The 12,799-nt window shown below is 68.5% G+C and carries 11 protein-coding genes; 10 read left to right on the top strand and 1 reads right to left on the bottom strand.

Annotation, left to right across the window (positions count from 1 at the left end; translation table 11 throughout):
• Nucleotides 1-129: 129 nt before the first annotated feature.
• The 3 genes from OG883_RS10635 (at nucleotide 130) to OG883_RS10625 (ending at nucleotide 2,174) form a co-directional block, all read left to right on the top strand.
• Nucleotides 130-1,164, top strand: coding sequence for an Rv2578c family radical SAM protein (locus OG883_RS10635; RefSeq protein WP_266538185.1), 1,035 nt, complete (start codon nucleotides 130-132; stop codon nucleotides 1,162-1,164).
• Between the two features lie 68 nt (nucleotides 1,165-1,232).
• On the top strand, nucleotides 1,233-1,640 hold the full coding sequence (locus OG883_RS10630) for a RidA family protein (protein ID WP_266538182.1): 408 nt from the start codon (nucleotides 1,233-1,235) through the stop codon (nucleotides 1,638-1,640).
• A 3-nt stretch (nucleotides 1,641-1,643) separates the two neighbouring features.
• The gene (locus tag OG883_RS10625; RefSeq protein ID WP_266538179.1) at nucleotides 1,644-2,174 is read left to right on the top strand and encodes a GNAT family N-acetyltransferase; all 531 of its coding nucleotides are present in this window, start codon (nucleotides 1,644-1,646) and stop codon (nucleotides 2,172-2,174) included.
• Nucleotides 2,175-2,328: 154 nt separating this feature from the next.
• On the opposite strand, the gene OG883_RS10620 is transcribed toward OG883_RS10625, so the two are convergent.
• The gene (locus tag OG883_RS10620) at nucleotides 2,329-2,904 is read right to left on the bottom strand and encodes an adenylosuccinate lyase (protein WP_266538176.1); all 576 of its coding nucleotides are present in this window, start codon (nucleotides 2,902-2,904) and stop codon (nucleotides 2,329-2,331) included.
• Between the two features lie 305 nt (nucleotides 2,905-3,209).
• Here OG883_RS10620 and OG883_RS10615 point away from each other — a divergent pair, with 305 nt between their 5' ends.
• From OG883_RS10615 to OG883_RS10585, 7 genes are all read left to right on the top strand, one after another.
• The gene (locus OG883_RS10615) at nucleotides 3,210-4,991 is read left to right on the top strand and encodes a 3-hydroxyacyl-CoA dehydrogenase family protein (RefSeq protein ID WP_266538174.1); all 1,782 of its coding nucleotides are present in this window, start codon (nucleotides 3,210-3,212) and stop codon (nucleotides 4,989-4,991) included.
• Between the two features lie 118 nt (nucleotides 4,992-5,109).
• On the top strand, nucleotides 5,110-5,997 hold the full coding sequence (locus OG883_RS10610; RefSeq protein WP_266538172.1) for a TetR family transcriptional regulator: 888 nt from the start codon (nucleotides 5,110-5,112) through the stop codon (nucleotides 5,995-5,997).
• Between the two features lie 627 nt (nucleotides 5,998-6,624).
• Nucleotides 6,625-7,962, top strand: a complete 1,338-nt coding sequence (gene ccrA / locus OG883_RS10605) for a crotonyl-CoA carboxylase/reductase (protein WP_266538169.1) — start codon at nucleotides 6,625-6,627, stop codon at nucleotides 7,960-7,962.
• Between the two features lie 9 nt (nucleotides 7,963-7,971).
• Nucleotides 7,972-9,984 (top strand): protein meaA, encoded by a 2,013-nt coding sequence (locus tag OG883_RS10600; protein WP_266538166.1) that lies wholly within the window; start codon nucleotides 7,972-7,974, stop codon nucleotides 9,982-9,984.
• On the top strand, nucleotides 9,981-10,946 hold the full coding sequence (locus OG883_RS10595; protein WP_266538163.1) for a CoA ester lyase: 966 nt from the start codon (nucleotides 9,981-9,983) through the stop codon (nucleotides 10,944-10,946). Before OG883_RS10600 ends, OG883_RS10595 begins: the two co-directional genes overlap by 4 nt.
• 3 nt (nucleotides 10,947-10,949) lie before the next feature.
• Nucleotides 10,950-11,474, top strand: a complete 525-nt coding sequence (locus tag OG883_RS10590) for a MaoC family dehydratase (RefSeq protein ID WP_266538160.1) — start codon at nucleotides 10,950-10,952, stop codon at nucleotides 11,472-11,474.
• Nucleotides 11,475-11,476: 2 nt separating this feature from the next.
• The gene (locus OG883_RS10585) at nucleotides 11,477-12,682 is read left to right on the top strand and encodes an acyl-CoA dehydrogenase family protein (RefSeq protein ID WP_266538156.1); all 1,206 of its coding nucleotides are present in this window, start codon (nucleotides 11,477-11,479) and stop codon (nucleotides 12,680-12,682) included.
• Nucleotides 12,683-12,799 lie beyond the last annotated feature (117 nt).

Here is a 12,799-nt window from a genome sequence, read left to right as displayed (position 1 = left end):
CTCCAGCACTCGGTTCTTCGGGGGGTGGCGCTAGCCAATCACCTCGGCTCCGGCCGCCCAAATCCGGGCCGCAAGCGATCAAGGGAACATGTGTTCTATTCTGTGGTCAGTGCTACCGAGGAGGCGTCCATGCGCTGGGACAATCTGGTCGAGAACCCCGGGGCGGCCGGGGGCACCGCGCTTTTCGCTGCGTCCGCGGTGACCACCAGAACCTTCGACACCCCCGAATTCCGCGGCATCACCTTCCACGAGATCCGCGCCCGTTCGATCCTGAACCGGGTGCCGGGCGCCTCGCGGATGCCGTTCGAGTGGACCGTCAATCCCTACCGGGGCTGCACGCACGCGTGCGTGTACTGCTTCGCCCGCAAGACCCACAGCTATCTGGATCTCGACACCGGTCTCGGGTTCGACTCGCAGATCGTGGTGAAGATCAACGCGCCGGAGCTGCTGCGCCACCAGCTCGCCTCCCGCAGCTGGCAGGGCGCTCATGTCGCGATGGGGACCAACGTCGACTGCTATCAGCGGGCGGAGGGGCGCTACCGGCTGATGCCGGGCATCATCGCGGCCCTGCGCGACCATGCGAACCCGTTCTCCATCCTCACCAAGGGCACGCTGATCCTGCGCGATCTGGAGCTGCTGCGGCAGGCGGCGGAGGTGACCGAGGTCGGGATCTCCGTCTCGGTCGGCTTCACCGACCCCGAGTTGTGGCGCACGGTGGAACCGGGCACGCCCTCTCCCGAGCGCCGACTCGACGTCGTACGTACCCTCACCGAGCACGGCATCGGCTGCGGGGTGCTCATGGCGCCGGTCATCCCGTTCCTCGGCGACCACCCGGACCAGCTGCGCGCGACGGTGCGGGCGATCGCCGCGTCCGGGGCGACCTCGGTGACGCCGCTCGTACTGCATCTGCGGCCGGGCGCGCGCGAGTGGTTCATGGCGTGGGTGGCACAGCACCATCCGCATCTGGTGCGGCGTTACGAGCGCCTGTACGCGGAGGGGGCGTACGCACCCAAGTGGTACCAGCGCCGCATCACCCGTCATGTCCACGAACTGGCCACCGAGTTCGGCATAGGCCCGGCGGACCGGGGCGCGCCGCGGCGGATCCGCGAGCCGCAGGAGCCGGAGCCGACAGAACCGGAGCCCACGCAGCTCACCCTGCTCTGAGTCGACTGCCAGGCTGCCGGACCGCCGGTGACCGCCGGACTGTCAGTGGCATGGGCAAGGATGTACGCATGACTGTGGAACTCACGCGTGTAAAGGCCCCCGAAGGCGTCGCCCCCGGCACCGGCTACAGCCATGTCGTCTGGGGCACCGGCCGGTTCGTCGCGATATCCGGGCAGTGCGCCTTCGACGAGGACGGCAACGTGGTGGGCGAGGGGAACCCGGCGGCGCAGGCGCGGCAGGTCTTCGAGAATCTCCGACGCTGTCTGGCCGCGGCGGGCGCGTCCTTCGACGACGTGGTCAAGCTGACGTACTTCGTCACCGATGTCGCGCACCTGCCGGCGGTCCGGGCGGCACGCGACGAGGTGATCGACGCCGGACGGCTGCCGGCGAGCTCCGCGGTCCAGGTCGCGGCGCTGTTCCGGCCCGAACTGCTCGTCGAGATAGAGGCGTTCGCGCTCGTCGGCGAGGCGAGCTGACCGGTGAATGTACGTGTTCGGGACATGACGGTCGACGACTGTGAGGCCGTCGCCACGGTCCGGGTGCGAGGCTGGCAGCACGCGTACGCCGGGCTGATGCCGCAGTCCCACCTGGACGCCATGAGTACCGAGGAGGACGCGGCCACGCGACGACAGTTCCTCACCAAGGGCGGCCGGCTGACCAACGTGGTCGCCGAGCAGGAGGGGGAAGTGGTCGGCTGGGGGTGCTACGGACCGTGCCGGGACGGGGGCGACAGCGCGGGTGAATGTGAGCTGTACGCGCTGTATGTGCTGCCCGAGCGGCTCTCCGGCGGGGTGGGCCGGGCACTGATGGAGGAAATGACGGGACGGGCGGTGGCCGCGGGCTTCCCCCGGATGCTGCTCTGGGTCCTCAAGGAGAACGCCCGCGCCCGCCGCTTCTACGAGAAGGCGGGTTTCGCACCCGAGGGCACGGAGGAGCCGTTCGACGTGGACGGGGTCACGGTCCCCGAGGTGCGGTACGCGAAGCGGCTGGACGCCGCACGGGCGGGGTGATGCAGCGGCCTCACGCTGCCCAAGATCATCCAGGGCATCCACGGCATCCAGGCCACCAGAGCATCCAGGGGGCCGCCCTCTGCCCCCGCTCGACCCGTCCCGTTCAGGGCTCTGCCTCAGCGCCGCCACCGGCTGACCCTGCGAACCGCCGGCTCTACGACCCGCCGCCCAGGCGGGCCAATGCTGCCGCTGCCGCCGCCGTCAGCCTCGGGTGGACGCGGGCCGAGCGCAGAACCTCCTCCGCTCTCTTGTCGCCCAGTGCGCCGAGGCCCTCGACACACGCCAGGGCCACCCGCCAATGCGGGTCGCCCTGGATCAGGCGGCGGCTCAGCAGCGTGATCAGGGCCGGTACGGACTCCGGGGCGCGCAGACGCGTGAGCAGCCGCACCGGGAGCAGGGCGTAGGCGACCCGCAGCTCATTGGTGGCGAGCGCGGCGGCCGCCCGCGGCGTACGGGGGTCGTTCAGCTCGGCCAGGGCGTGCGCCGCCGAGACACAGCGCTCGGGATCGCGGTGATTGAGCAGGAGCACGAGCGCCTCGAAGGCCCGCCTGTCCCCCGCGCAACCGAGCCGGAACGCAGCGATCTCCCGTGCCCACAGAGGCCGTCGCTGTTCGGTGAGGACCCCCGCGAGCTCCTCCCGGTCCTTGGTGATCAGCAGCCGCTCGTATGCCACCGAACCGCCCGACTCGTCCCGCAGTCGCACCGCGAGAGAGCGTAATTCCTCATCCATGGCGGCCAGCGTATCGGCGGCGCGGCGGCGATCCAGATCACACGCACCCAGGTCTGGCGCGCTCGTTACTCGCGAGTTAACCTCAAGTGAGCGGGTAACCCCCGCACAGCTCACGGTGGCCTGGTGACGCAGCCACCGCGAGTGCTTGTCGGTTCGGTAGTTCAGCACGTTGTACGACGCGACTCCGGGACAGAGTCCGTCGGCCTTTCACCACGACACGCGATTTCCGTGCGCCGTACGCCTTTCTCGGCATCCCTCTCGCGCGCGCTCCTCCCTCAGTCGTCACTCATCCCTGGAGTCCCCCGATGGACACCCCTCTCCACACCATTGCCGTCGTCGGCCTCGGCACCATGGGCACCGGCATCGCCGAAGTGCTCGCTCGCGCCGGCCGTGAGGTCATCGGCATCGACGTCAGCGACGCCGCCGCCCGCCAGGCCGTTGTCGCGCTCGAGGCCTCCACCGCCCGCGCCGTGGAGCGCGAGCGCATCACCGAGGAGGAGCGGCAGAACACCCTCGCCCGCTTCCGTACCTTCTCCGATCTGCAGGCCGCGGCCGACGCCGATCTCGTGATCGAGGTCGTGCCCGAGTCGTACGAGGCAAAGCAGCAGGTCTTCCGCGCTCTGGACTCCGTCGTCCGCCCCGGCACGATCCTCGCCACCGGCACCAACGCGCTGTCGGTGACCCGCCTGGCCGCCGACTCCGAGCACCCGGAGCGCGTGCTCGGCCTGCACTTCTTCAACCCGGCACCGGCCATGAAGCTGGTCGAGGTCGTCTCCTCGGTGCTGACCTCGCCGCACGCCGTCGAGGCTGTCACCGCGCTCGCCCGCGAGCTGGGCAAGGAGCCCGTGGCGGTCGGCGACCGGCCCGGTTTCGTCGCGGACGGACTGCTCTTCGGCTATCTCAACCAGGCCGCCGCGATGTACGAGGCCAAGTACGCCTCCCGCGAGGACATCGACGCCGCGATGAAGCTCGGCTGCGGTCTCCCGATGGGCCCGCTCGCCCTGCTCGACCTGATCGGCATCGACACCGCCCGCACCGTCCTGGAAGCGATGTACGCCGAGTCCCACGACCGGCTGCATGCGCCCGCGCCCATCCTGAAGCAGTTCAGCGAGGCGGGGCTGACCGGCCGCAAGACGGGCCGCGGCTTCTATTCGTACGCCGCCCCCGGCACCTCGGACGTCGTTCCCGACGCGCTCACCCCGCAGCCGGCGGCCGAAGGGGCAGCCGGCCGCGAGGTCCGCTCCGTCGGCGTGGCCGGTTCCGGCACCATGGCGAGCGGTATCGCGGAGGTCTTCGCCAAGGCCGGTTACGACGTCGTGCTCGCCGCCCGCAGCCCGGAGAAGGCGGAGACGGCGAAGGCGCGTATCGCCAAGTCCCTCGCCCGCTCCGTCGACAAGGGCCGGATGACGGCCGAGGCCCGCGAGGCGACCTTGGCCCGCATCGCCCCGGCCGGCTCGCTCGACGCCTTCGCCGAGGTCGACCTCGCGGTGGAGGCCGTGGCCGAGGACCTGGACGTCAAGCAGCAGCTCTTCGCCACGCTCGACAAGATCTGCAAGGAGGGCGCGGTCCTCGCCACCACGACCTCGTCGCTGCCCGTCGTCGCCTGCGCCCGCGCCACCTCGCGCCCGCAGGACGTGATCGGCATGCACTTCTTCAACCCGGCGCCGGCCATGAAGCTGGTCGAGGTCGTCCGTACGGTGCTCACCTCCGACGAGGTCCACGCCACCGTCCGCGCGGTCACCACGAAGATCAAGAAGCACCCGGTGGACTGCGGCGACCGGGCCGGCTTCATCGTCAACGCCCTGCTCTTCCCGTACCTCAACAACGCGATCAAGATGGTCGAGGAGCACTACGCGACCCTCGACGACATCGACGCCGCGATGAAGCTGGGCGGCGGCTATCCGATGGGCCCCTTCGAGCTCCTCGACGTGGTCGGGCTCGATGTCTCGCTCGCCATCGAGAAGGTCCTGCACCGCGAGTTCCGCGACCCGGGCCTGGCCCCCGCGCCACTGCTCGAGCACCTGGTGGCCGCGGGCTGCCTCGGCCGCAAGACGGGGCGCGGCTTCCGCGAATATGCCCGCCGCTGATCGCGACGCGGGCTGGGGCGGGCTGCTCGGACCTTCGGACAGCCCGTCCCCTGCCTCCGGCGGGGGAACCCCCAACCCGCAGGCGCACTCTCCTGCACGAATGCAGTACGTTCAGGTCATGCCCCAGCCCGCTGATCCCACCCGACGGCCTGCTCGTACGAACGCCACGTCCGACGCCCCGGAAAGTGCCGCGGGCAGCCGCGCCGCCGCGCAGCGCCTCAAGATGCGCCGTGAGCTGGCGGCCGCGGCCATGGAGCTGTTCGCGACGAAGGGATACGAGGCGACGACCGTCGACGAAATCGCCGCCAGGGCCGGGGTTGCCCGCCGGACCTTCTTCCGCCACTTCCGTTCCAAGGAAGAGGCGATCTTCCCGGACCACGACGACACGCTGGTGCGGGCGGAGGCGGTACTGAACGCCGCCCCCGCCCATGAGCACCCGCTCGACACCGTATGCCGGGGCATCAAGGAGGTCATGCGGATGTACGCGGCCTCCCCGGCGGTCTCCGTCGAGCGCTACCGGCTGACCCGCGAGGTGCCGACCCTGCGCGAGCGCGAGATCGCCTCGGTGGCCCGCTACGAGCGGCTGTTCACCCGCTATCTGCTGGGCCACTTCGACGAGCGCGACCATCACGACGGCAACGACGACCCGCTGCTGGCCGAGGTGGCCGCGTCCGCGGTCGTCACCGCGCACAACCATGTGCTGCGCCGCTGGCTGCGGGCCGGCGGTCAGGGCGATGTGGAGACCCAGCTCGATCACGCGTTCGCCATCGTCCGGGACACCTTCGGCACGGGCATCGGGGCGGGCAGATCACAGGCGGGCCGTACCCCGGCCGCTTCGACGGGCCCGGCAGGCTCGTCGGGTTCCGCCGGAACGGCAACCGGAACGGAACCGGGACCGGCCGCCACCGTGAAGACGCAGGGCGAGGTGCTGGTGGCCGTGGCCCGTACCGACGCGCCGCTCAGCGAGGTCATGCGCACCATCGAGCAGGCGCTCAAGGACGCATAGGCACCCGCCCCCGGCCCCGGTCGGCCCCCCGGGGCTACGTGGGCTGCGGGCCCCCGGGGCGCGGGGTGCAGGGTGCCCCCGGCCGATGAAGGCCACGGTGCGACAGGAACTTTCACGGTACGCGGAGTCCGTGCTCGGCGCCCTGCGCGACCGTGATGACCGGTCTGCGCTGCGCGAGACGCCGATCGCCCGGACACAGGGCGGCTTCGGCCCGGGCGCACCTCTGGGCGCCCCGCAGAGCGGCGCGCGAACCCCGCCGAATCGGCGGGAGACGGCACCCCGGGAACCCGCCGTTGTTGCTCATACGTGCCCGCGAGATGACAACTGAGAGAAATTGTTGGCACCGAGTGTCTTGCGAGATGGCACGGGGTGCCATACGTTGATGTTGTCCGGGCGGCCGGCGTGCAGAGACCTTTCGTACGTCGGCTGTCCCCGCAAACCATCGTGTCTGCGCGCCCGGGCGCCTGCGTCACAGGCAACTCCCCCTCGCTCTGCCGGGGGGACCCCCACTGCGCCACCAGCGCTGCCGAACAGCACCACAGCCGAACCGACGGCACACCTCCACAGCAGCAGCACCCCGACGTTTCCCCTCAGCGTTCCCTCAACGCGCTTCGCCGGAGGCACCCCGTGAAGGAAATCCTGGACGCGATCCAGTCGACGGACAGCACGCCCGCCGACTTCTCCGCACTGTCCATCCCCGAGTCCTACAGCGCGGTGACCGTGCACAAGGACGAGGTCGAAATGTTCGCCGGCCTCGAGAGCCGCGAGAAGGACCCCCGCAAGTCCCTCCATGTCGAGGACGTGCCGGTGCCCGAACTCGGTCCGGGCGAGGCCCTGGTGGCAGTCATGGCCAGCTCGGTGAACTACAACTCCGTCTGGACCTCGATCTTCGAGCCGATGTCCACCTTCGGCTTCCTCGAGCGGTACGGAAAGCTCTCCGAGCTCACCAAGCGGCACGACCTGCCGTACCACGTCATCGGCTCCGACCTCTCGGGCGTCGTGCTGCGCACAGGCCCGGGAGTGAATGCCTGGAAGCCGGGCGACGAGGTCGTCGCCCACTGTCTGTCGGTCGAGCTGGAGAGCTCGGACGGACACAACGACACGATGCTCGACCCCGAGCAGCGCATCTGGGGCTTCGAGACGAACTTCGGCGGTCTCGCCGAGATCGCGCTCGTCAAGTCCAACCAGCTGATGCCCAAGCCCCAGCACCTGAGCTGGGAGGAGGCGGCGGCGCCCGGACTGGTCAACTCCACCGCGTACCGCCAGCTCGTCTCGCGCAACGGCGCGGGCATGAAGCAGGGCGACAACGTCCTGATCTGGGGCGCGAGCGGCGGTCTCGGTTCGTACGCCACCCAGTTCGCGCTGGCCGGCGGCGCCAACCCGATCTGTGTGGTCTCCAGCCCGCAGAAGGCGGACATCTGCCGCGCGATGGGCGCCGAGGCGATCATCGACCGCAACGCCGAGGGGTACAAGTTCTGGAAGGACGAGCACAACCAGGACCCGCGCGAGTGGAAGCGCTTCGGCAAGCGCATCCGTGAGCTGACCGGTGGCGAGGACGTGGACATCGTCTTCGAGCACCCGGGCCGCGAGACCTTCGGCGCCAGTGTGTACGTGACGCGCAAGGGTGGCACGATTGTTACCTGCGCCTCCACTTCCGGGTTCAACCACGAGTACGACAACCGCTACCTGTGGATGTCCCTGAAGAGGATCGTGGGCTCGCACTTCGCCAACTACCGCGAGGCGTGGGAGGCCAACCGCCTGGTTGCCAAGGGCAAGATCCACCCCACCCTGTCGAAGGTCTACTCGCTCGACGAAACCGGCCAGGCGGCGTACGACGTGCACCGCAACCTCCACCAGGGCAAGGTCGGCGTGCTCGCCCTCGCCCCGGGCGAGGGACTGGGCGTGCGCGACGAGGAGCTCCGCGAGAAGCACATCGACGCCATCAATCGCTTCCGGAACGTCTGAGGCCCACAGATGACTGAACGTCAGAAGGACCGGCCCTGGCTCATGCGGACGTACGCCGGTCACTCGACCGCCGAAGCGTCCAACGAGCTCTACCGGCGCAATCTGGCCAAGGGCCAGACCGGCCTGTCGGTCGCGTTCGACCTGCCGACGCAGACCGGCTACGACCCCGACCACATCCTCGCCCGCGGCGAGGTGGGCCGGGTCGGGGTCCCGGTCTCGCATCTGGGCGACATGCGCCGGCTGTTCCAGGAGATACCGCTGGAGCAGATGAACACCTCGATGACCATCAACGCCACCGCCATGTGGCTGCTGGCGATGTACCAGGTGGTCGCCGAGGAACAGGGCGCGGACATCACCAAGCTCCAGGGGACGACGCAGAACGACATCGTCAAGGAGTATCTGTCGCGCGGGACCCATGTCTTCCCGCCCGGTCCTTCGCTCCGTCTGACGACGGACATGATCACCTACACGGTGAACAACATCCCGAAGTGGAACCCGATCAACATCTGCAGCTACCACCTGCAGGAGGCGGGGGCCACTCCGGTCCAGGAGATCTCGTACGCGATGTCCACCGCGATCGCCGTGCTCGACGCGGTGTTCGCCTCGGGTCAGGTCCCCGAGGACCGCAAGGGCGATGTCGTCGCCCGTATCTCCTTCTTCGTCAACGCAGGCGTTCGGTTCATCGAAGAGATGTGCAAGATGCGTGCCTTCTCCCGAATCTGGGACAAGGTCACGCGTGAGCGGTACTGCATCGAGAACGACAAGCAGCGCCGCTTCCGCTACGGCGTCCAGGTCAACTCCCTCGGTCTGACCGAGGCCCAGCCGGAGAACAACGTCCAGCGCATCGTCCTCGAAATGCTGGCCGTCACCCTCTCCAAGGACGCCCGCGCCCGGGCCGTACAACTCCCGGCGTGGAACGAGGCGCTGGGACTTCCCCGGCCGTGGGACCAGCAGTGGTCGCTCCGTATCCAGCAGGTACTGGCCCACGAGTCGGACCTGCTGGAGTACGAGGACATCTTCGAGGGCTCGCATGTCATCGAGGCCAAGGTGGACTCCCTGGTCACCGAGTGCCTCGCCGAGATCGACCGGATCCAGCAGATGGGCGGCGCGATGGCCGCCGTCGAATCCGGCTACCTCAAGTCACAGCTGGTCTCCTCGCACGCCGAGCGGCGAGCCCGGATCGAGTCGGGCGACGAGAAGATCATCGGCGTCAACTGCTTCGAGTCGACCGAGCCCAATCCGCTCACCGCGGACCTGGACGAAGCGATCATGACGGTCGACCCGGCGAACGAGGCACGCGTGGTCGCGTCGCTCCACGAATGGCGCGACAACCGCGACGAGGCACGCGCGACCGAGGCCCTGGCCTCGCTGAAGAAGGCCGCCGCGGGCTCCGTCAACCTGATGGAAGCAACCGTGGAGTGCGTCCGCGCGGGTGTCACCACCGGCGAGTGGTCGTGGGCCCTGCGCGATGTGTTCGGCGAGTTCCGCGCGCCCACGGGCGTCTCCAGCGCCCCCGTCGCGGTCACCGCGGAAGCGGGCACGCCGCTGGCTGCCGTACGGGAGAAGGTGTCCCGCACCGCCGACGAGCTGGGCTCGGGGAGGCTGCGTCTGCTGGTCGGCAAGCCCGGCCTCGACGGCCACTCCAACGGTGCCGAGCAGATCGCCGTACGTGCCCGCGACGCGGGCTTCGAAGTGGTCTACCAGGGCATCCGGCTCACGCCCGAGCAGATCGTCAACGCCGCGCTCGCGGAGGACGTGCACTGTGTGGGCCTGTCGATCCTGTCCGGCTCGCACGCCGAGCTGGTGCCGGATGTGCTGGACCGGCTGCGAGAGGCCGGCGCGGCCGACATTCCGGTGATCGTCGGCGGGATCATCCCGAACGCCGACGCCGCCGATCTGAAGGCGGCGGGTGTGGCCGCCGTCTTCACCCCGAAGGACTTCGGCATCACGGAGATCATCGGCCGTATCGTCGACGAGATCCGGAAAGCGAACAAGCTCGACCCTCTGGAGGTCCCCGCATGACCACGCCCGTCAACCGTCTGCGCCCGCGCCGCTCCTGCCTCGCGGTCCCCGGTTCGAACCCGCGCTTCCTGGAGAAGGCCCAGGGCCTCCCGGCCGACCAGGTCTTCCTGGACCTGGAGGACGCGTGCGCGCCGCTCGCCAAGGAAGGCGCCAGGCACACCATCGTCGACGCGCTCAACAACGGCGACTGGACGGGCAAGACCCGGGTCGTGCGGGTCAACGACTGGACCACGCACTGGACGTACCGCGACGTGGTGACCGTCGTCGAGGGCGCGGGCCCCAACCTCGACTGCATCATGCTGCCGAAGGTCCAGGACGCCACCCAGGTCAAGGCGCTGGACCTGCTGCTGACCCAGATCGAGAAGACGATGGGCTTCGAGGTCGGCAAGATCGGCATCGAGGCGCAGATCGAGAACGCCAAGGGTCTGGTGAACGTCGACGAGATCGCCGCCGCCTCGCCGCGTCTGGAGACCATCATCTTCGGCCCGGCCGACTTCATGGCCTCCATCAACATGAAGACCCTGGTCGTCGGCCAGCAGCCGCCCGGCTACGGCGCCGACGCGTACCACTACATCCTGATGCGCATCCTGATGGCGGCCCGTACGCACGACCTCCAGGCGATCGACGGTCCCTTCCTGCAGATCCGTGACGTGGACGCGTACCGCGAGGTCGCCGGCCGTGCGGCCGCGCTGGGCTTCGACGGCAAGTGGGTGCTGCACCCCGGCCAGGTGGATGCGGCCAACGAGGTCTTCTCGCCCTCCCAGGAGGACTACGACCACGCCGAGCTGATCCTGGACGCCTACGAGTGGTGCACCTCGGAGGCCGGCGGCAAGAAGGGCTCGGCGATGCTCGGCGACGAGATGATCGACGAGGCCAGCCGCAAGATGGCCCTGGTCGTCGCGGGCAAGGGCCGGGCGGCCGGCCTGCAGCGCACGTCCAAGTTCGAAGCCCCGGAGGCGTAAGCGATGCAGTTCGGACGCACCTACGAAGAGTTCGAGGTCGGCGCGGTCTACAAGCACTGGCCCGGGAAGACGGTCACCGAGTACGACGACCACCTCTTCTGTCTGCTCACCATGAACCACCACCCCCTCCACATGGACACCAACTATGCGGAGAAGACGACCGATTTCGGGAAGAACGTCGTCGTCGGCAACTACATCTACTCGCTGCTGCTCGGCATGTCGGTCCCGGACGTTTCGGGCAAGGCGATCGCCAACCTGGAGGTCGAGTCGCTGAAGCACGTCGCGCCGACCTTCCACGGCGACACGATCTACGGCGAGACGACCGTCCTCGACAAGACTCCCTCCCGCTCGAAGAGCGACCGCGGGATCGTCTACGTCGAGACCAAGGGCTACAAGCAGGACGGCACCCTCGTCTGCGTGTTCCGGCGCAAGGTGATGGTCCCGACCGAGACATACATCAAGGAGCGCGGCGGCGAGCAGCCCGGCCGCCCGGAGCTCCAGGCCCCACGGCAGAACACGGAGAAGTAGCCATGAGCCGACTCGCCCAGACGCACGGGCTGACCGACGTCCAGCAGGAAATTCTGGCCACCGTCCGGGACTTCGTCGACAAGGAGATCATCCCTGTCGCCACCGAGCTGGAGCACCGCGACGAGTACCCCACGCAGATCGTCGAAGGCCTCAAGGAACTCGGTCTGTTCGGGCTGATGATCCCGGAGGAGTACGGCGGCCTGGGCGAGTCGCTTCTCACGTACGCGCTGTGCGTCGAGGAGATCGCCCGTGGCTGGATGTCCGTCTCGGGCATCATCAACACGCACTTCATCGTCGCGTACATGCTCAAGCAGCACGGCACGCAGGAGCAGAAGGACACCTTCCTGCCGCGGATGGCGCTGGGCGAGACGCGTGGCGCGTTCTCGATGTCCGAGCCGGCGCTGGGCTCCGATGTGTCGGCGATCACGTCCAAGGGCGTCAAGGACGGCGACGAGTACGTCCTCACCGGCCAGAAGATGTGGCTGACGAACGGCGGAACGTCCAATCTGGTCGCCGTTCTGTGCCGGAGTGACGAAGGACACCCGGAGGGCACCGCCCCCCACAAGTCGATGACGACCTTCCTGGTCGAGAAGGAGCCCGGCTTCGGGGAGGTCCGACCCGGCCTCACCATTCCGGGGAAGATCGACAAGATGGGCTACAAGGGCGTCGACACGACCGAGCTCATCATGGACGGACTGCGCATTCCGGCCAATCGGGTACTCGGCGGCACCACCGGCCGAGGGTTTTACCAAATGATGGACGGCGTCGAAGTCGGTCGCGTCAATGTCGCGGCACGTGGCTGTGGCGTCGCGCAACGTGCGTTCGAACTGGGTGTCTCGTATGCCCAGCAGCGTCACACTTTCGGCAAGCCGATCGCTCAGCACCAGGCAATTCAGTTCAAGCTGGCTGAGATGGCTACCAAGGTCGAGGCCGCGCATGCGATGATGGTGAACGCAGCACGCAAAAAGGACTCCGGGGAACGAAACGACCTGGAGGCAGGGATGGCGAAGTACCTCGCCTCCGAGTACTGCAAGGAAGTCGTCGAGGACGCCTTCCGTATCCACGGCGGCTACGGCTTCTCCAAGGAGTACGAGATCGAGCGCCTCTACCGCGAGGCGCCGATGCTGCTGATCGGTGAAGGTACCGCCGAGATCCAGAAAATGATCATTGGTCGTCGGCTGCTCGAGGAGTACCGGTTCCAGGGCTGATTTTCGCGTATGAGCCGGTTTGGCCGCGAAGAAGATCACACCCTGTCATCGTCTTCCGGCCTCCGACTCGGCTTCTTGCTTTCCCAGTTGCGGCTTGCACCCGATAACATCGACGGA

It is taken from the genome of Streptomyces sp. NBC_01142, assembly GCF_026341125.1.
In the GTDB taxonomy this organism is placed as follows: Bacteria; Actinomycetota; Actinomycetes; order Streptomycetales; family Streptomycetaceae; genus Streptomyces.
The sequence above is the reverse complement of the archived record's forward strand: the minus strand, read 5'-3'. Positions and strand labels throughout refer to the sequence as shown.

What these genes read in the sequence shown, in the direction of transcription:
- OG883_RS10610 (WP_266538172.1), top strand. Translation starts at nt 5,110, where the DNA reads ATGCCCCAGCCCGCTGATCCCACCCGACGGCCTGCTCGTACGAACGCC.
- OG883_RS10615 (WP_266538174.1), top strand. Translation starts at nt 3,210, where the DNA reads ATGGACACCCCTCTCCACACCATTGCCGTCGTCGGCCTCGGCACCATG.
- OG883_RS10600 (WP_266538166.1), top strand. Translation starts at nt 7,972, where the DNA reads ATGACTGAACGTCAGAAGGACCGGCCCTGGCTCATGCGGACGTACGCC.
- OG883_RS10590 (WP_266538160.1), top strand. Translation starts at nt 10,950, where the DNA reads ATGCAGTTCGGACGCACCTACGAAGAGTTCGAGGTCGGCGCGGTCTAC.
- OG883_RS10630 (WP_266538182.1), top strand. Translation starts at nt 1,233, where the DNA reads ATGACTGTGGAACTCACGCGTGTAAAGGCCCCCGAAGGCGTCGCCCCC.
- OG883_RS10635 (WP_266538185.1), top strand. Translation starts at nt 130, where the DNA reads ATGCGCTGGGACAATCTGGTCGAGAACCCCGGGGCGGCCGGGGGCACC.
- OG883_RS10585 (WP_266538156.1), top strand. Translation starts at nt 11,477, where the DNA reads ATGAGCCGACTCGCCCAGACGCACGGGCTGACCGACGTCCAGCAGGAA.
- OG883_RS10595 (WP_266538163.1), top strand. Translation starts at nt 9,981, where the DNA reads ATGACCACGCCCGTCAACCGTCTGCGCCCGCGCCGCTCCTGCCTCGCG.
- OG883_RS10620 (WP_266538176.1), bottom strand. Translation starts at nt 2,904, where the DNA reads ATGGATGAGGAATTACGCTCTCTCGCGGTGCGACTGCGGGACGAGTCG.